The sequence below is a fragment of the Acidovorax sp. FG48 genome (assembly GCF_057809085.1).
This window is the reverse complement of record NZ_JBMDJH010000004.1, coordinates 206,703-224,022: the sequence shown is the minus strand read 5'-3', so window position 1 is coordinate 224,022 and position 17,320 is coordinate 206,703. Positions and strand designations below refer to the sequence as shown.

Annotated in this window: 15 protein-coding genes and 4 pseudogenes; 10 read left to right on the top strand and 9 right to left on the bottom strand. The window is 57.1% G+C overall.

Annotation, left to right across the window (positions count from 1 at the left end; translation table 11 throughout):
• The first annotated feature begins 115 nt into the window (after window positions 1-115).
• The 3 genes and pseudogenes from ACODSU_RS08025 to ACODSU_RS08015 form a co-directional block, all read left to right on the top strand.
• A complete protein-coding gene (locus tag ACODSU_RS08025; protein WP_488841453.1) occupies window positions 116-1,066 on the top strand; it encodes a helix-turn-helix domain-containing protein in 951 nt (316 codons plus the stop codon).
• A gap of 63 nt (window positions 1,067-1,129) precedes the next feature.
• A protein-coding gene (locus ACODSU_RS08020) for an IS3 family transposase (protein WP_488841451.1) occupies window positions 1,130-2,330 on the top strand; the annotation gives its coding sequence in 2 pieces (ribosomal slippage) (window positions 1,130-1,413 and window positions 1,412-2,330; 1,203 coding nt in all).
• Window positions 2,331-2,370: 40 nt separating this feature from the next.
• A pseudogene (locus tag ACODSU_RS08015) lies at window positions 2,371-2,475 on the top strand (IS5/IS1182 family transposase); the annotation flags it as partial.
• Window positions 2,476-2,673: 198 nt separating this feature from the next.
• Here the strand turns inward: ACODSU_RS08015 and ACODSU_RS08010 are convergent.
• From ACODSU_RS08010 to ACODSU_RS07990, 5 genes are read right to left on the bottom strand one after another with little or no spacing between them, the layout of a single operon-like run.
• A complete protein-coding gene (locus ACODSU_RS08010) occupies window positions 2,674-3,684 on the bottom strand; it encodes a tripartite tricarboxylate transporter substrate-binding protein (protein ID WP_488841449.1) in 1,011 nt (336 codons plus the stop codon).
• Window positions 3,681-4,454, bottom strand: coding sequence for an alpha/beta fold hydrolase (locus tag ACODSU_RS08005; RefSeq protein WP_488841447.1), 774 nt, complete (start codon window positions 4,452-4,454; stop codon window positions 3,681-3,683). The genes ACODSU_RS08010 and ACODSU_RS08005 overlap by 4 nt, the downstream gene beginning before the upstream one ends.
• Complete coding sequence (locus tag ACODSU_RS08000; protein ID WP_488841445.1) at window positions 4,451-5,278, bottom strand: DODA-type extradiol aromatic ring-opening family dioxygenase; 828 nt, start codon at window positions 5,276-5,278, stop codon at window positions 4,451-4,453. The genes ACODSU_RS08005 and ACODSU_RS08000 overlap by 4 nt, the downstream gene beginning before the upstream one ends.
• Window positions 5,271-5,579, bottom strand: coding sequence for a subunit of meta cleavage enzyme (locus ACODSU_RS07995; RefSeq protein WP_488841443.1), 309 nt, complete (start codon window positions 5,577-5,579; stop codon window positions 5,271-5,273). Before ACODSU_RS07995 ends, ACODSU_RS08000 begins: the two co-directional genes overlap by 8 nt.
• On the bottom strand, window positions 5,576-6,634 hold the full coding sequence (locus tag ACODSU_RS07990) for an alpha/beta hydrolase family protein (protein ID WP_488841441.1): 1,059 nt from the start codon (window positions 6,632-6,634) through the stop codon (window positions 5,576-5,578). Before ACODSU_RS07990 ends, ACODSU_RS07995 begins: the two co-directional genes overlap by 4 nt.
• 410 nt (window positions 6,635-7,044) lie before the next feature.
• Between ACODSU_RS07990 and ACODSU_RS07985 the strand changes: the two genes are divergently transcribed.
• The 4 genes and pseudogenes from ACODSU_RS07985 to ACODSU_RS07970 all read left to right on the top strand — a co-directional run.
• Window positions 7,045-8,169 (top strand): FAD-dependent oxidoreductase, encoded by a 1,125-nt coding sequence (locus tag ACODSU_RS07985; protein WP_488841439.1) that lies wholly within the window; start codon window positions 7,045-7,047, stop codon window positions 8,167-8,169.
• An 87-nt stretch (window positions 8,170-8,256) separates the two neighbouring features.
• On the top strand, window positions 8,257-9,342 hold the full coding sequence (locus tag ACODSU_RS07980; RefSeq protein ID WP_488841437.1) for a porin: 1,086 nt from the start codon (window positions 8,257-8,259) through the stop codon (window positions 9,340-9,342).
• 67 nt (window positions 9,343-9,409) lie between these two features.
• Window positions 9,410-10,420 (top strand): tripartite tricarboxylate transporter substrate-binding protein, encoded by a 1,011-nt coding sequence (locus ACODSU_RS07975; protein WP_488841435.1) that lies wholly within the window; start codon window positions 9,410-9,412, stop codon window positions 10,418-10,420.
• Window positions 10,421-10,425: 5 nt separating this feature from the next.
• Window positions 10,426-10,895 (top strand): annotated as a pseudogene (locus ACODSU_RS07970) (IS1595-like element ISAte2 family transposase); the annotation flags it as partial.
• A gap of 59 nt (window positions 10,896-10,954) precedes the next feature.
• Here the strand turns inward: ACODSU_RS07970 and ACODSU_RS07965 are convergent.
• Both ACODSU_RS07965 and ACODSU_RS07960 read right to left on the bottom strand, forming a co-directional pair.
• A pseudogene (locus tag ACODSU_RS07965) lies at window positions 10,955-11,029 on the bottom strand (IS3 family transposase); the annotation flags it as partial.
• A gap of 290 nt (window positions 11,030-11,319) precedes the next feature.
• Window positions 11,320-11,664: a transposase gene (locus ACODSU_RS07960; protein ID WP_488841433.1), complete on the bottom strand. Its 345-nt coding sequence runs from the start codon at window positions 11,662-11,664 to the stop codon at window positions 11,320-11,322.
• A 384-nt stretch (window positions 11,665-12,048) separates the two neighbouring features.
• Here ACODSU_RS07960 and ACODSU_RS07955 point away from each other — a divergent pair, with 384 nt between their 5' ends.
• Window positions 12,049-13,557, top strand: a complete 1,509-nt coding sequence (locus ACODSU_RS07955) for an amidohydrolase family protein (protein WP_488841431.1) — start codon at window positions 12,049-12,051, stop codon at window positions 13,555-13,557.
• A gap of 64 nt (window positions 13,558-13,621) precedes the next feature.
• Window positions 13,622-13,729 (top strand): annotated as a pseudogene (locus tag ACODSU_RS07950) (IS5/IS1182 family transposase); the annotation flags it as partial.
• A 782-nt stretch (window positions 13,730-14,511) separates the two neighbouring features.
• Here ACODSU_RS07950 and ACODSU_RS07945 read toward each other — a convergent pair.
• Window positions 14,512-14,820 carry a helix-turn-helix domain-containing protein gene (locus ACODSU_RS07945; protein ID WP_488841429.1) on the bottom strand — a complete coding sequence of 103 codons (309 nt, stop codon included), beginning with the start codon at window positions 14,818-14,820 and terminating at the stop codon, window positions 14,512-14,514.
• 423 nt (window positions 14,821-15,243) lie between these two features.
• On the opposite strand from ACODSU_RS07945, the gene ACODSU_RS07940 reads away from it, so the two are divergent.
• Window positions 15,244-16,839 carry a flagellin N-terminal helical domain-containing protein gene (locus ACODSU_RS07940; RefSeq protein ID WP_488841427.1) on the top strand — a complete coding sequence of 532 codons (1,596 nt, stop codon included), beginning with the start codon at window positions 15,244-15,246 and terminating at the stop codon, window positions 16,837-16,839.
• A gap of 1 nt (window position 16,840) precedes the next feature.
• On the opposite strand, the gene ACODSU_RS07935 is transcribed toward ACODSU_RS07940, so the two are convergent.
• Window positions 16,841-17,305, bottom strand: coding sequence for a DUF4124 domain-containing protein (locus ACODSU_RS07935; protein WP_488841425.1), 465 nt, complete (start codon window positions 17,303-17,305; stop codon window positions 16,841-16,843).
• Window positions 17,306-17,320: the final 15 nt, after the last annotated feature.

The window sequence follows — 17,320 nt, the reverse complement described above, 5'->3', positions numbered from 1 at the left end:
AGGCCCAGGAGGAAATGCACATTAAACAAACGAGGGTTTGCGATGTATCAATGTCACCATGTAAGTCGCACACTATGTGACGTTAGCTTGAACGTGTCTATCCATATCCGATCGCATGAGTCCCTACCAGAGTTTCTCATTTGAAGGCACTCCCGGGCCAGAAGTCTTTGCTGATGCGATGCATAAGCTCTTCGCAGTCGATCTGGCTGTCGAGCAACAAAATTTTGTGACATTTCATTCGCAGATCACAGCCTATAGCGGTCGTCTTCTGCGGTTCGCCGCTCTGCGCTTTTCTCCTCATACAACTCGGTCACAGCAATTCCTGCGTCCCACTCGGTGGCTGGTAACGCTGCAGCGTGAGGGAGTCGCCTACGTTTCGCAGGGGGGGCGTTCTTCTGAAATTCACGCAGGTGATCTTTTCATGATCGATCCGGCGCGACCTTTTTCCATAGAGACAGAACACATCTACACCCAGTCGATGTATGTGGAGCCAGACTCATTGCGACAGCTGATCCCGGAAGCCGACACACTGACGGCCACAGCCGTTTCCTGCGGAAGCGGTACTGCGCGAGTCTTAGCGAATTTCATCGATGAAATGTTCGCCAGCGCAAGCACACTCGATGAGTTTCAAGCGGACCATCTGTCAAACGCACTGCCGTATTTGCTGGGTGCTGCGTTCAGCACGGCGGCTCGTCAGCTGGAGACCGTACCCTCGCGCCTCAGAGCACTTCACCGCCAGCGTGTATTGGATTACCTCAGAGACAACTTGCGAAACAGCGCACTGGAAGCGAACAGCGTGGCTCAAGCGGTCGGTCTGTCCACTCGGTACGTGTATGAATTGTTTGCGGGCGACAAAGAGTCCCTAATGAAGCGAGTATGGTCTCAGCGACTCGAGCAATGCCGGAGCGATCTATCTTCACCTGCGCTGAGAGCGCGCTCGATAAGCGAAATCGCCTATTCCTGGGGCTTCAACGACGTGGCTCATTTCAGTCGATCGTTCAAGCAACGCTATGGAGTCGCACCTCGTGAATATCGGCGCGCAGCCACGCTGAAGCTTTGCCTTTGAGGTTGCCCCCGACACCTGGAGTGCATAGCCCCAGCCCGGAGAATGCCGGGACGGGAGCAAGAATTGAACGAGAAGCGAACGAGAGCGAAGTACACGCTGGAGTTCAAGCAGGAGGCTGTGCGGCAGGTCAAGGCTGGACGCGCTGCGTCTGCCGTGGCCGCGACGCTAGGTATGCCCAAGGCGAGCCTGACGAATTGGGTGCGGGACGATGCGAATGGGCAGTTGGCGGTGACGTGCGAAGGCAAGGCCACAACGCCGACGGTCACGCCCGAGCAGGCGGAGATCGCGCGGCTGAAGGCGCAGGTGGCGCGGTTGACGATGGAGCGCGACATCGCAAAAAAGCTGCGGCGTACTTTGCGCAGGACGTGCTGCAAGGTGCGCCTGGATTTTCTCGATGAAGGGCCGCTGGCCGATCACGTTGATGTGCCAGGTGCTGCAGGTCAGTGCCAGTGGATATTTCCGCTGGAGTGCCTGTACGCGTGGCACCAAGCCCGGCACGCGCACGCGGCACAGCGATGATGCCTTGCTGGCTCACATCCGTGCCATCCACGAGCAGTTGGGCGGCGAGTACGGCTGGCTGCGCATGCACCGTGAACTGCTAGCCCGCGGCCTGCGCGTGGGCAAGGAGCGGGTGCGCCGATTGATGCAGTGCCACGGCATCCGGGCCAAGGCCAAGCGCAAGTTCGTGGTGACCACCGACAGCGCACACCGCTTGCCGGTAGCCCCGGACCTGGTGCAGCGCCGCTTCACGCAGGCAGCGCCCAATGTGCTGTGGAGCGGCGACATCACGTACATCACCACCGACGAAGGTTGGCTGTACCTGGCCGCCGTGCTGGAGCTGCACAGCCGCCAGGTGGTGGGCTGGAGCTTGCAGGCGCACATGCAGACCTGGCTGTTCAAGGACGCGCTGCTGATGGCCTGCTTTCGGCGCAAACCGGCTGAGGGCCTGATCTTTCACAGCGACAGGGGCAGCCGGTATTGCAGCCAGGACTTCCAGGACACCCTGAAGGCCTGGGGTGTCCGCAGCTCGATGTCCCGCAAGGGCAACTGCTGGGACAACGCCCCCACGGAGAGCCTATGGGGACGACTGAAGACGGCCTGCGTTCATGGCCAGCGGTTTGCCACACGCGAGCAAGCCAAGCAGGCGATCATGGACTGGATCGCTTTCTACAACCACTCACGGCTACATTCGGCGCTGGACTACCTCAGCCCGATGCAGTTCGAACAACGCTGGTTGGCGGCGCAGCGAAAATCTGCCGCTTGATGACCGGGCTAAGCACTCCGGTTTTCAGGGGCAACCTCAGAAAAACACAGCGCAGATCGTCACACTGTTTGCGTTGGGGAATCTGTGGATGGCAAGGCACAAGCTGCTGGCGAGCATGGGGAAAGTGCGCGTGCAGGGGGCGTGACGCCCGAGTACTAGGGGCCAATGGCCCCCGCACAGCGTCTGAGGGCACCCAGCTCACGCCAAAGTTACTCAACGCGAGTGCTTTTTCACTTCACACATCACCGTGGCACAACCAGAACCGATTCGTGAAGAGCCTCCCTAGCTGCGTCCAGGGTTGGGGTTATCTCGGCCTAAATGGCGTTTGTGCAACAAAGCCGTGCTATTCAGGGGAGATGCCCGCCTTGGCTGCTAGTGCCTGGCATGCGGCAATATCGTGATGGACCTTCTCGCGCAATTGTTGGCCACTTGCACCCGATGCCTGCAAACCCTGCACTGACAATAATTGTCGAAACTTTTCGTCTTTGATTGCAAGCTGAACTTCAGACTGCAAGTCTGCTGCGACTCTATCTGCAACAGCACCCGGGGCAAACAAGCCGTACCACAAGGTTAGATCGGCACCTTGAAGTCCCGCCTCCTTCAAAGTTGGTACGTGCGGAAAATCAGCACTTCGCATTGGGCCTGCGAAGGCTAGCACTCTTAGTTTTCCTGCTTGGATTTGCTGCTTAACCGCGGGGGCGGAAGCGAACATGAAATGCACATCTCCGGCCAGAAGCGCAGATACTGCTTCACCTGCCCCTTTATAGGGAATGTGGGTTGCCTCAATACCTGCAGTCATTAGAAAACTCTCTGAGGCTAAGTGCAGTGCATTCCCCGTTCCAGGGGATGAATATGCAAGTCTTGCATCCGTTTGCTTTGCCTCCCGCAGGAATGCGGCGAGGGAGGTGAATGTGCTTCGCGCATTCACAACAAACAGTAACCCGTCCGCTGTACAGACCTTCACGATGGGCCTGAGATCACGCTCGACGTCAAAGGGCAACTTACGATAAATCGACGGGTTAATGGCAAGAGACGGACCTTGCAGTAGCAGGGTCCGTCCATCTGACGCAGCTTTGGCAACAGCATCAGTTCCTATGATTCCGTTCGCACCCGCTCGATTCTCAACGATGATGGATTTCCCCGTCTGCGCACTCCAGGTAAGGGAGAGCAGTCGCGCGATGACGTCTGGAGCTCCTCCAGTGCTGAAAGGCACCACGATCCGAGTTGGCGCATATTCTTTTGCGGTAGTTGGCTGCGGCAGGAGTGCTGGTAGCAAAACCGCTTGCATTGCATATGCAAGGTATTGTCGGCGCGTCGACCTTTCGGCGTAGGGGGCTGACATGATCTTGTTCACCGCAGAAAGGTATGCAGCATTTCGGTGAATTGAGTCGATTTCTCAACGTTTCCGAGGTGAGCCGCGTCAGCTAAAGCGATGAATTCTCCATGACTCAACAGTCCGGCCATGGTTTCAGATGTCGCTAATGGCACGGCTTGGTCAAGAGCGCCGCCGATTACCAACGCGGGCATAGGCAGGCCACCAAGCTGCGCCGTGTGGTTTAGTCTGCATATAGCCTGTACGGCGGCTGCATAACCTTCAATCGGAGTATTTGCGATCATCTCTGCCACCCAGGCACATGTTGCACTTGCACGCTGCCGAAAGTCCGGCGTGAACCACCTATGGAGAGTGGAGGAGACTTGCTGCGACATGCCGAATTCTGTTGCCTCTTCAAGCCGCTGACGCCACATCTCCACCACCGCTGATGGGGTTACAGCACCACAGTGGGCCAGCACCAGTCGCCGGACTTTTTGAGGCGATGCCAGCGCGATGGCCTGCGCTACCATGCCGCCAAAAGACAAGCCCACCACATCGACTTCAGGCAGACCGAGATTTTCGATTGCCTCCAACACCGCGCGCGCATAGTCACCGACATTTGCGCCGTCATGCAATAGCTTGGACTTACCGTGCCCGGGAAGGTCGGGCACTATTACTTGGCGATCACATGCCAGCACCGGCACCTGCAGGTCCCAGATATCGCCACGAGTCGCAATTGGATGAAGCAACAGTAGCGGTTTGCCTCCATCCCCGAAAATGCGCAAATGCAGCGCTTCGCTACCAGCACTCATTTGTCACCCTCCCAGGATGCTAGAGCGATGCCTGTGTACCATTCCGGCACGGCTTCGTAGAAGTGGCTGTGAAAAGCAGCGCCGCGTGATACCCCTTGGGCCACCAGCCAGTTCCGTATTTCTTCAGCCCCATTCCCCGCCTCGTTGACCCGGTGGGTCGCGAACTGTTCCAGAGCGAATTCATCGCGGATCTCTAACAAGCGGATGAATTCCCGGTCGAAAGACTCATTGACCATGCCCATGCGGGGCGTCGCTACGTCGTGGCTGATACCGCCGGTCGCGAGTACCGCTACCCGCAGGTCAGGTCCATATGACTCGATGGCCTCACGAAGCATGCGACCCCACTGCAGGCAGCGGCGCATGGTAGGCAATGGCGGTTGTACGCAGTTGATCAATAAAGGAACGATCCGCACCTTATCCTCAAGCCCAGCGAGCAAAAGCGGTGTGAGGACGCCGTGATCAAGCGTGAGGTGCATTGAAAACGATGGGTCGAAATCAGCATTCAATGCCTCCCCCAGCAGGTGCGCACCGAAACCTGCGTCACCCAGTAGTACAGATTTTGGCGCTTTGAGCCAGTGTTCGGCCGGTGCTGGATAGCGGTCGCCTGCACCCACGCAGAACGCGGGGAAGTTGTCTAGAAAGAAATTGTGCAGATGGTCGTCCGACACCAGCACCAATATGTCCGGGCGAGTGGCAGCAATGGCCGCCCCCAAATCCTTAAAGGCGGCATACACCCGCATACGCACCTCGTCATGCACAGCCTGTGGCAAGTTCAACATCACGGGCGTATGACTTGCAGCGAAGGCACCAACAAATTTAGCCATGGGTTACCTTCTGATTGACGCTGCGCAGCGAAAGAAGAAAATCCTGTTCGAGCATGTGAACTCCAAGCGCGTGAGCACGTAAAAGATAGGGGTTGGCACCAGCCAAGTACAGTGCTCCGATATCGTTGTCGCGGATCTGGGCCTTGACTGACTGAGATAGTGTGAAGCTCTCCATGTAGTTCATGGGATCGTCCAGATACCGTTGCAGGTGACCTTCCTTGTGATGCACGTCGAACAAAATTTTGTCGATCCAATAGCATTCTTGGGTTGGCATTGACAGTTGCCAGTTGCGAGCGGTCATTTCGGACCTCCATCTGCCTCGACCTGATCGGCCAGCCAGCGCACGATAGTTGGCAGGGTTTCCGGCGTTAGCCCCATGTGCCCCCCAGGGAATAGGCGGACATGCTTGGGATTGCCGTGGGAGCTGACCAAGTGCAAGTCCTCAATTGGACATTGCTTGTCTTCTCGTCCGTTGACTAGCAGCAAGGGGGCGCTGCGTCGGTCCAGCAGGCCTTGGTCGAGCAGCGACAAGCGTTTGAAGAAGGCGAGATACTCTTGATCATTTGTGGCACCGAGCATGCGGCAACGGGTCTCCACCAAGTTCATGAGATAGCTGTCAGGATAGCGAGAGGCACCGATCCACTCGGGTTGGAACATGTGGTGGGCACCACCACCCCAATTGACTGCACCTCTGAGCCGATCGGGATACAGCAGCGCCAGCTTGGTTGCCCAGTAGCCTCCGAATGAACGACCAAGGCAGGCCAGGCGGTTGCCGTCGAGGTCCCGTCGCGAGTCGACCCAGTCGAACACGGTAACGAATTGCCTCTCTGCGTCCTGAACACCGCGTACTGGGGATTCACCCGTGCCGGCGTTATCCATCGCGACCGTCGCCACTCCTAGCGCAAGCAACGCATCGCAGGCTTGCGTCATCTGTTCTTTCCAGGCATCCACGCCGCCCCACATCACCACCACAGGAGGGCACTCCACGTTCACCGGCTTTCGCAGCAGCACGATCACCTCCTTGCCCTCGTCCGCACGACCGGCAAATGGAATGCTGATCCGTTCGGCGGGAAGTTCCCAAAGCTGAGCAGCCTTCATATACGCCGCCCGCTCTAGTTCTGCGCTTTGCAGTTTGCCTGGGTGGTCGGGACAGGGGAAACGGCCCATGAAGTACAGGCCGCTGGCCTTCATGAACAGGCGGCTTGCCTCAGCGGCGCGGCCATTGTTTAGTGCATCGTCCGCTTCGCGTGAGACGAGATCGCCATGACGTCGCCAATGATCGGACCAGCTTTGGCCGTCGAGGCTTGGCAATGCGTCGATCAACGCAATTCCTTCTTGAGGGTCCAGTGCGTTCATCGGGTGCGTGCGCGAAGCGAGTCGCGCCTTCATCCATACACGTGCTTCTTCCAATGTTTTAGGCCGTCCTTGGACTTCGGCCCGTGGGAGGTCTTTACTGTCTGCCATCATGTCTCCGTTGAAGTGGTTGTAGGCCCGCGCACTCTTCCGCCTACCTGCGATTTGCGAGATGCTAAGTCGATTCGCCTTCGAACCGTTTGGCTACAAATGCACTTGGTATTGACCATGTGTGCGTTGGGTTTGGGACGTGCGAATCGCGGCTTCAGGCCACGTGATGCACGTGTAAACCCTTGCTTTTGTTTAGCTCTGAACTTGTCTTTGATCGGTACGGAGATCAGCCTGTTTAGCCGTTGACGCCAGCTTAGGTGGGCCGCTTTAATCGGCTCCCATCTAAAGCGGAGAGCAAACAAATGAGACACAAGCGACGCGTTCTCGTGGTCGGCGGCGGCATCGCGGGTATGGCCACGACGCTCATGCTGAGGCAGGCAGGCCATGCAGTGGAGCTAATTGATTTGGATCCGGGCTGGCGGGTTTACGGGGCTGGCATCACGATCACTGGACCGACCTTGCGCGCCATGAAGCAGCTAGGCATCTATGACGAAGTAGCTGCGCAAGCCTACATTGGCCACGGGATTCGGGTCTGCGACATGCATGGCCAATTCATCCAGGAGGTGCCCACCCCAATCTCGCCGGATGCCGGCGTGGCGGGTTGCGGAGGCATCATGCGCCCCCTACTGCACAAAATCCTGTCTGCCCGAGTACTTGCTTCTGGCGCAGAGGTGAGGCTAGGTCTGACGGTGGAAACGGTCAAAGATCTGGAGCAGGGTGCCCAGGTAAAGTTCAGCGACGGTACCGAGGCTGACTTTGACTTGGTGGTGGGCGCAGATGGGCTGTATTCGAAGGTACGTAGCTTGTTGTTTCCTGAGGCAGAAAAGCCGCGCTACATGGGGCAATATGTTTGGCGAGCTGTCGCGGCGCGCCCTCCTGGATTGAATCAACGCCACTTCTTCCTTGGTGGCCCACACAAGGTAGGCCTCACGCCTGTGTCTGCTAACAGCATGTACATGTTCCTGCTGGAAACCTGCGAAGGGCGTGGCCACGTCAAGGATGCAGATCTGGCCCCAACGCTGTCGAATTTGTTGCAATCCTACGGCGGTCCGTTGCAGGCGATCCGTGAGGGCCTGTCGCAGGCGTCAGACGTGATCGTGCGACCTCTCGAGGCATTTCGCTTGCCGCAGCCTTGGTCACGCGGCCACGTCCAGCTGATCGGCGATGCTGCTCACCCCACTACACCGCAACTGGCTTCGGGCGCAGGACTAGCCATAGAGGATGCCCTCGTGCTTGCGGCCGAACTTGATGTTGCTGACTCCGTGCCTGAAGCGTTGCACAACTTCATGAAACGGCGTCATGAGCGATGCCAGCTTGTAGTCGAGAGCTCTTTCGAAATCGGCGACAAGGAGCGCAGCGGAGCATCCCCAGCTGAGCAGACGGCCATCTTGACACGTAGCTTGTCAGCGCTGGCGGAAGAAATTTAAGTTCGATGATGGGTGGCCACCTCGCCGCTCATCGCTTCCTCGGTAGTGCACTACAAAGCGGAGATAAATCCGCAAAGGAGACAAAACATGAACGCGCAAAAAATTTTTCAACGTGGTACCTGCATGGCCATATTGGCGGGCGGGGCATATGCAGCGCAAGCCCAATCCAGTGTCACGATCTATGGTGTGGTGGATGTTGCGGTCGAACGGCTGACTAATGTCGACAGTGTCGGAAGTAGCCAAATCCGACAGCCCTCCCTGACTGGCTCGCTGCCGTCTCGGCTGGGATTTCGTACACGCGAAGACTTGGGTGGTGGAGTTTTTGCACTGGCTCAGATGGAAATGGGACTTGCTCCGGACACCGGTAGTCTAAATTTTGGTGGTCGCGCATGGGGCCGCGGCAGTTTTGTCGGACTTGGTACTCCCTATGGCACCGTGACGGCCGGCCGAATCCCCGTCATGACAACGCAGGCCCTTTTTTCAGCCATGGGCCCCAGTCTGCACTCTATAGGCTCAATCGACTCGTACATCCCCGCTGCTTTAAGCGATAACGCACTGGGCTATTTGGGCACCTTCGGCAATTTTTCCGTCGGCGCGACCTACAGTTTTGGTCGCGATGTCATGGCAGGCGTAGGACCCACCGCGACCAACTGTCCTGGCGAGGCTAGCAGCAAAGCCTGCAGACAGTGGAGCGCCATGGCTAAGTACACCAGCAAGGCATTCAACGCTGCAATCAGCCACGATGTGATGAACGGCGGCCCCAACGCAACCCTCGGCCTCAACAACCCCAATTACCGCGATAGTCGAACTCTGTTGTCGGGCAGCACACAGATCGATGCCGTGCGTTTGTTTGGAGGCCTTCTGCATCGGAAGCGCAGTACGGCGACCGAATTTCGCAGCGATATCGCCTACCTGGGGGCTAGCTATGGCTTTGCACCGCGGTGGACCATGGATGCTGAAATCTACCGGTACGACGTGAAGTCCAGCCCTAACGACGCCAAGATGCTGGCTCTAAGGATTAGTCATGCTTTTTCGCCCCGTACGGTGGCTTACATCAGTTCGGGATATGTACGCAATTCAGCTGCTGCAGCTGTTTCAGTAAGTGCGGCTTCGACTGTTGGTGCCGGCATGAACCAATTGGGTTTGGCCGTTGGTTTGCGCCACAGCTTTTGAGTGAGCGCTTTCAAAAATACACAACCAACGCTGCGCGCTGAGCGCGCATCCGTCCTCAGGAGTCCCCATGAAACCCTACTTCAAAAGCCGTCGTGAGCTGATCCGCAACGCCGCAGTGTTCGGATCCCTGCCTTTTATGGTTCCCCCCCGGTTGGCTTGGGCACAAAAATCCGCAAGCCTCCCGCTAGTGCGCTTGGTCGTGGGATCGGGCGCCGGATCGGTCATTGACAACCTGGCACGCCGTGTCGGCGAGCGTTTGCAGCCAGCTTATGCTGTCTCAGCCATCGTTGAAAACCGCACCGGTGCCTCCGGACAGCTTGCTGTAAGTTTCGTCAAGGGTGCACCAGCCGACGGCGGCACCTTGCTGCTGACGCCTTCGCCGCACATGGTGTTGTTCCCTTACACTTTCCAGAGCCTACCCTATCAGCCGACAGTCGACCTGATACCCGTGTCTATTGGTGCGACGTTTGACCTAGCCTTCGCGGTCGGGCCAGCCGTGCCTGAACAGATCACAACGCTCAAGGAATATGTGCGTTGGTGTAAGGCCAATCCAGATAAAGCCCAGTTTGGCTCGCCCGCTGCGGGTTCCACCCCACATTTCGCAGGAGCCATGCTCGCGAAGGCTGAAAACTTTAATCTGATTCACGTCGCCTACAGAGGCCCGGGCCCTGCTGTCCTCGACATGGTGGGCGGCCATGTTTCTGCTGCCTGCGTTCCGCTCGGTGATGTGCAGACCTTCGCAAACTCGAATAAGTGTCGCATCCTTGGCACGACAGGAAGCAAACGAAGCATATTTACTCCGAAGGTGAGCACCTTCCTTGAGCAGGGGTATCGAGACGTTGTAATCCAAGATTGGGTTGGCTTCTTCCTGCCGGCAAAAACGCCTGCTGCGCAGATCCGACGTGCGCACGAGGAAATCGTACGTGCGCTTTCAAACAAGGAGCTACAAGAGGCGATGGCAGCCAGCTGTTATGAGGTCACCAACAGTACGGCCGAAGCCCTGGCGGAACGCATGCGCACGGAGACGGCACGCTGGAAAGATATTGTGACCTCCCTAGGCTTTAGCGCCGTAAGTTGAGGCTCCACTGCGCTCGCCCCTTCAATGCCCTGAGCGGCACACCGCTTGTGCCGCTGCGACTACGTGCCAAGTGGACAGGCCAAGCAGAGGCCCTTGGCACAGGCTCTCCCTCAACCAGGCAATCCAGCGATTGGGTGTGGCGCAAAGCACCGCCTTTAGCTGGATCCATCGCTTCTGTGCCTGTCCCAAGAAACCCCACGCCCGCCAACTTTTGGGCATCACCCAAGCCGATGAGTCGTACTTCCTGGTTTCATGCAAGGGGCAGCGGGAGACTGCGCAAAGCGCGTCGGCGCGGGGAAATGCGTTGGGTGGCTGCGAGGCCCGGAGTACACGCCGGTCCTGATGGCTCGGTATCGAACAGGGGCCTCGGCCCGCCTTATCTTGAAGATGAGCGAAGCGGCGAGTGTGTAGGCAGCACCCACGTCTCTGCTGCCACTAGACCATCCTATGCAAAGACACCAGCGTCGCCTTGGCCATCCTTTGCATCAGACGCTGCACGCACTTGTGGTTGACCGGTTGTGCCATTGAATTGCACAACGCTGCCGTGATCCGCCGGTATCCGTAGCGCCCCTTGTGCTCGTCATAGACAGCGCGAATTCTGGATTCCATGGCGCTTTGCTGGTCGGCACACTGGGCTGCCTGGCACTGGTAGTAGAACGTGCTGCGCGCCAGACCAGCTACCTGCAACAGATCCGCCAATTTATGGAGTTGCCTCAACCCGGCAATCAGTCGCGCTTTGTCGGCGCAGCTGATCTCTTCGATCGGATCAAGGCCTGCAAATTTTTTAGGTACGCGACCTCCGCGCGCAGCCGGTCGTTCTCTTCCCGCAGGCCTTTCCCCGCATCGGCAACGACCGTGCTCGACGGGACAGCAGAGCGTCGTTTCGACTTCATCTTGGGCTATTCTTCATTCTTGGTCTCGCACGCCTGCAGACGGCCTAGATCGAGATTGCGCCGCCAGACCACGACTTGGTTGGGATTGCGGATGTCATAGACCGCCGCGACCTGACGACTGGAAAGCTGCTCGCGATCCTGATGAGCCGGCACCTGCAACTTGAACTGCGCGCTGTACGCGCTGCGCTTGGGGCGCAAACCGTCGATGACGTGCAGGCGGTAGTGGCTCACCCATGTGCAGACCTTCTCCTCAGGAACCGACCACCGCCGAGCCAAAAGCTTCGCGCCACCTTCGCCAGCCAAGAAGCTTTGGACCACTTTCAGCTTGAACTCCGTTTTGTACTTCTTCATGTAACCCCTTGAAGTTTGTCCAACTTCTGGGGGTCAGTTCAAAACCGGGGCGATTCATATTGGTCTATGGTGGCCGACTTGGTTTTGCGCCGCACTCGCTCTGGGGGGCGATTAGCTCGAACTGCTCTGGCCATATATCGCTGGGCCCTTTCTTGTCTCACTAGTGCGTTTTCACGGTGGCTTGGCTGAGATCGTGAACAGGTTCTTCATTCCGTTTCAAAGAGGTCCCTTTTGAGACCCACTCTTGCCTGTGCACGCACACGCTTTTGACCAGCCATGTAAAGCCGATTCATGTCCGTTGACATCACTCGCTGCACGCGGGCTAATACAACTGCGGCCACGACTGCACTACGCATTTACGAAGCAAAACATTAGGAGACTACTTTGTCCATCACGCAAAAAAACATGCGTCTCTCTTCTCGCCTTGATGAAGCCTGCGGCTCTGATGGTACTAATGTTCACCGAAGGACATTTATCAGCACTGCCCTCAAAGGTGCCGCAGCGAGCGCAATGCTCACTGGTGGTGCCGCGAGCCTCACGGGATGCGGCGGGACCGAAGCCCATGCTGCGCCTGCGTTGCCATCCCATGGTGAGTTCATTTTTCGGGGCGGCTATGTGTTGTCCATGGATCCTGGGATAGGTGACCTTGTCAAGGGTGACGTTCATATTAAAGATGGTGTCATTGTTAATGTCGCTCCCTCGATCTCCGCATCATCTGCAGAGTTGATTGATGCCACCGACTGCATCGTCATGCCTGGTTTCGTGGATGGTCATTGGCACATGATGAATGCTTTGTGGAGGGGCTTGGTGAACGACAAGGCTGGCTTCACATACTTTGAGGTGTTCGGGAGATTAGGCCCCGCCTACACGCCGACCGATAGCTACGCCGGTGTCAAACTTGCGTTGACAGAGGCGATCAACGCTGGCTTTACAACCGTCCACAACTGGTCCAACAACAATCGTTCTCCTGCGCACGCTGATGCTGAACTCACCGCGCACATGGAGATGGGTGTAAGGACTCGTTGGAGCTATGGAGCCCCCTTTGGCACGACTGAAATTCCGTGGAGCGATGTACCTCGGGTGCGTCAGAAGTGGTTTGTGCCAGGCGATCGGATGATGACGCTCGGGATCGGTGCCACCCAGGTCGGCTTAGGGGCGCAAACGATCCAGCAGACCTCGGATCAACTAAAAAAAGCTAGAGCACTCGGACTCCCTGTCTCGCTCCATTCGCTGTCGACGCAGCCGGACAGTCCGGATTCAGTCCGCTTCCTTATCGACAATAACTTGCTCGGGCCAGACCTGCAGTTGCTTCACGGTATCAGTTCAGAGCCGTTTTTGGCAGCAATCGCTGCATCCGGGACGAGCTTGGCCATGAGTCCCACTGTAGAGCCCTTGACCACGACACTGGTGCCCCCGGTTCCCGCAGCGACGGCTGCAGGAATCAAGCTGTCCATAGCAGTCGATACTTCAGCGCTGGCGAGCGCAGATATGTTTATGAATATGCGTGTGGTTTGGGCGTCTGCCAACTTGAGGTCTGACGGTAGCAACCTGCCTTCCGCCCGCCAGCTTCTGCAAATCGCAACCATTGGAGGGGCCACTGCACATGGGCTTCAGGACGTTACGGGCTCGCTCAGACCGGGGAAGCGGGCCGACCTGATCATGATCCGCAAGAGTGATATCAACATGCAGCTTGCACAAGACATTGATCCCGCTTGGCTTCTGGTCTCATCAGGCCGGCCGGAGAATGTGGATACAGTTGTTGTTGATGGAAGAGTGTTGAAGAGGGGCGGTACGCTGACCGCGGTCAAGGTGCCAGAAGTAATGAAAGCGGCAAAGGATGCGCTTGAAGGACTTCGTACACGCGCCGGTATGCCCGCCTTAAGGCAACGCTGAAAAAGTCCCCACTGCTTCTTCAGCCTGGGTAAATTATTGGGCAAAGAAGCAGCAGACTCTTGCCATGGCGGCCGATGGACAGTCGTGTTTTGAACAACGCCGCAAGCCCACGCGGCGCGATGAATTTCTCAAGACCATGGATGCGCAGGTGCCTTGGACGGCGCTGTGCGAGGACCAGCGATCACGTTGAATATTGAGCCACTGGGTTGATGGGTTCCTTGGCTACTCGATTGTGGATAAGTTTATCGTGTCTGCTGTTCTTCGATCTCCTTTCTGAGCTTTGCCGCGTTGCTTTGGTGAATCGCACCGACTTTCGTGGAGATCAGTTGGTGTGAGTGAGACCTTGTCTCGGTCGTTGAGCGTCCGTTTCCGGGTGCCAACCGCGGAGATACCAAGAACCGCAATCGCTGCCCAGCAGCCCTCCAATGAGACTAATCCCCGATCTTCACCTTGTACTATCGGCCAACGCGGGCAGGCTAACAGTGCCTGTATGGGAGGAGTGCATGAGGTTTCTTCGCAGCCTTGCTTTGATTGCCTCGCTTGGGCTTGGCTGCTCGGCGAGTTTTGCCCAGTTGTTGGGTGTAGTCATCACGCCTGACGGATATGCAGTCGGAGACGTGAAATCGGTACTTGCTACGCCCGCTGTGGACGAGGTCGTGCGGATCAGCCCCGACCGCGTTTTGATGCTGGTCTGTACGACGACCCCGCCAGCCAAAATCATCCAATTTGAGATAGAACTGACTGCGCGCCACAAAGTGCCGCTGCAAATGGCTCGCTCGGAGAAGGTGTGCCCAGAAAAGGGGCCTCACGCACTTCATATACCTGACTCGAATGAGTCCCGCAGGTCGTAGCCGACACTGTTGGCGCTGGGTATTCGTGGGATGCCGACTCTCGTAACCTGAGCCCGCAGTCGTTGATGGGGCATCAGCTACTGATGCTTACTGACGCTTTAACTCAGTTAGCCAAAAGCTTGAGCGACTCCTGGCGTTTGCTTGCGCTCGCCTTCCCATACAGAAGCAGTAATTCTGCGATCTCGTCATCCTCATCCGCAAAGAAGAAGGCCACAGGCACACCCAGCACCTTGGCAAGTTTGCGCACGGTGAGCAAGTCGGGCCGATGGATGCCCAGTTCGTAGCGATTGATTCGTGTGCTCGCCACGAATGCATCAATCCCAGCTTCGATCCCTAGCATTTTTTGAGACAAGCCTGCGTTGAGCCTGGCTTGCTTTAGCCTGGCTCCCCACCGTTGATCCGCCTCTGACATCTCTCGTCCCATAGGACTACGAGAGTCGTAGTTATGCGGTTTTATTGATACTACGAGTTGCGTTGTTCAGGCCGTGCAGCCTGACGATGAGCGCGGCTTGCACCTCTTCAGTGGCTCGCCAGGAAGTGCTGAGCACGATAGCGTGCTGAAAGCCCCGGGCTGTCACCCCGCCTCCCCCCCATTTGCCTCAAAGCTACGAATTGCGTAGCCATCGCCAGCTACTTCCGGCCTTTGATGGCTGCCTATCTGAATATTCTCGATAGCTACGATTTACGTAGTTTTAAGGCGAAGGTCGAGACGACCTGTAGCAGCAGGAGGAGCATCAATGACGGGGAGGCAGACTTCGAACGGACTGAGGAATGCGCTCATTGGCGTTGGTGCGATAGGGGCCGTTGCGGCGAGGATTGAAGCAGCGGGAATGGCATGGCGCTGACCATTTCCACCAACGTTCCTTCGCTGAATGCCCAGCGCAACTTGAGCGCGAATCAGGCAGGCCTGGCTACGACCATGCAGCGCCTGTCTTCGGGCCTGCGCGTCAACACGGCCAAGGACGATGCGGCAGGCTTGGCTATCAGTGAGCGCATGCTCACGCAGGTGAAAGGCATGGACGCCGCCAAGCGCAACGCCAACGACGGCATCTCGCTGGCTCAGGTGGCCGAGGGTTCAATGCAGAAGATGACCGACATCCTGCAACGTGGCCGCGAGTTGGCGGTACAGGCGGCCAACGGAACCAACTCCCGGAGTGACCGACAAGCCCTGTTTGCCGAATACTCTCAACTGCTTCAAGAGTTCGAACGCATGTCCCAGACGGCCAACTTTAATGGTCACAAGCTCTTGGACGGCAGCTTCACCGCGCAGACGTTTCAGGTGGGGGCCAACGCTGGGCAGACCATTGATGTGTCAGTGCCCGCACTGAAAGCAAACACCTTGGGCTTTCACAGTGCATCTAGCTCCTTGCTGTGGAATAAAGGAGACTATGACTGGCCAAGTTTCCAAGATTTTGGAAGGAATGGCTTCAACAATTGGATGACCTCCATCGCAGCGGGAGCTACCGACAGGAAGTTGGAGATTCAAGGGAAAGAGCTGTCAATTGACGGCATATGGAACACTGGTGAGGTGGCGAGTCTTATCAACAGTCAAGAATTTGAGCCAGCAATCAAGGCAACAGCCGAGTCCAGTCTATTCTTCACCGGACTGCCAAATTTTTCAGGCCAGATCACCTTGCGCTTGGTGGCAGGCGAGGATTACAGCAAGGCTCGGTCTGTGTCATTCGCTTGGGACGGATCGCCCAACGCTGCGTTGAACGCGATGGACGCAATCAATCGAGAAGCTAGCGTGACGGGCGTGCGAGCAGAGAAATACGTCCTCGCTCAAGGACAACCTTACTTCCGGTTGGTCAACACTGAAGGTGAGAACCTTCACATCATGAATGACACTAACCCGCCTGCAGATATTGTTTTGGCGGATTTTGGATGGAATGAGGATGGCTACATGCTCTCAGGTGGCTGGACTCTCCCTTCAACATTTCCCAGCACGCTGGGCACTGGTGTCTTTGGCACTGATGATGTCTACGCTATAAGTGCTTTGAATCTGGTATCCGATGGTGCCATCTCCTTTAATGGAGAAGCCAAATTTGAATACGATGTAGACGGTAACGAGACTCGCACAGGGCTGATACGCGGAGGCGCAAACCGTCAAGTGGCACTTGACGATATTTCTTTTGCATCAACCAGAAAAGCAAACGAGGCACTGCAGGTTTTCGATGCGGCAATCAATTCGGTTTCACGCGCACGGGCAACTTTGGGTGCTGTGCAGTCGCGCTTCGAGGCCACCATTGCCAACTTGGAAATCTCGTCAGAAAACACCGCTGCCGCCCGCGCACGCATCGTTGACGCCGACTTTGCCCAAGAGACAGCGCAATTGGCTCGCCAGCAAATCCTGCAAAACGCAGGCACCGCTATGGTGGCGCAAGCCAATGCAGTACCGGAGCAGGTGCTGACCCTGCTCAAGGGGATTTGAGCTAGCAGTTCAGGTCGTTGAACTGTTTGCGGGCTTTGTACAGCTCCACGTCGGCCAGGGCTTTGTCAGTGGGAGTGGCTGTGGCGGCTCGCTGCTTGAGTTCTGGCAACTCGGTATCCAGCCGGGTGCATTCCGCTTTGTCTCTGGGGCTGAGTTTGAATCGGTGCTTGTAGACCCGGTATTGCTCAGGGCTCATTCCCGTCAGTGGCCTCAAGGCATCGGCCATCAAGGCATTGTGCTCATCCCGCTGAACATCAGCACCCTTGCGGCTGGCACCGGTCATTTTGTCCATGCCTTGTGTGGGTGTCGTGTCGATTTCCTTGGCCCCCACGCAAGGTGCATCCGAATAGCTCACCTTGCCTGCCGTCTCGCAGCGGTAGACGGGCTTTTGTGCATAGGCAGGGAAACTGAAGCTCAACAGACCTAGCAGTGCGAACGACCAATGAAGGTGGCGGGTCAGGTTCAAACGTGAAGAAGACAA

Excerpts from the sequence above, each read along its gene's own strand:
- ACODSU_RS07975 (WP_488841435.1), top strand. The coding sequence starts at position 9,410 with ATGAAACCCTACTTCAAAAGCCGTCGTGAGCTGATCCGCAACGCCGCA.
- ACODSU_RS07995 (WP_488841443.1), bottom strand. The coding sequence starts at position 5,579 with ATGACCGCTCGCAACTGGCAACTGTCAATGCCAACCCAAGAATGCTAT.
- ACODSU_RS07940 (WP_488841427.1), top strand. The coding sequence starts at position 15,244 with ATGGCGCTGACCATTTCCACCAACGTTCCTTCGCTGAATGCCCAGCGC.
- ACODSU_RS08000 (WP_488841445.1), bottom strand. The coding sequence starts at position 5,278 with ATGGCTAAATTTGTTGGTGCCTTCGCTGCAAGTCATACGCCCGTGATG.
- ACODSU_RS07945 (WP_488841429.1), bottom strand. The coding sequence starts at position 14,820 with ATGTCAGAGGCGGATCAACGGTGGGGAGCCAGGCTAAAGCAAGCCAGG.
- ACODSU_RS07960 (WP_488841433.1), bottom strand. The coding sequence starts at position 11,664 with ATGAAGAAGTACAAAACGGAGTTCAAGCTGAAAGTGGTCCAAAGCTTC.
- ACODSU_RS08005 (WP_488841447.1), bottom strand. The coding sequence starts at position 4,454 with ATGAGTGCTGGTAGCGAAGCGCTGCATTTGCGCATTTTCGGGGATGGA.
- ACODSU_RS08025 (WP_488841453.1), top strand. The coding sequence starts at position 116 with ATGAGTCCCTACCAGAGTTTCTCATTTGAAGGCACTCCCGGGCCAGAA.
- ACODSU_RS07990 (WP_488841441.1), bottom strand. The coding sequence starts at position 6,634 with ATGAACGCACTGGACCCTCAAGAAGGAATTGCGTTGATCGACGCATTG.
- ACODSU_RS07985 (WP_488841439.1), top strand. The coding sequence starts at position 7,045 with ATGAGACACAAGCGACGCGTTCTCGTGGTCGGCGGCGGCATCGCGGGT.
- ACODSU_RS07980 (WP_488841437.1), top strand. The coding sequence starts at position 8,257 with ATGAACGCGCAAAAAATTTTTCAACGTGGTACCTGCATGGCCATATTG.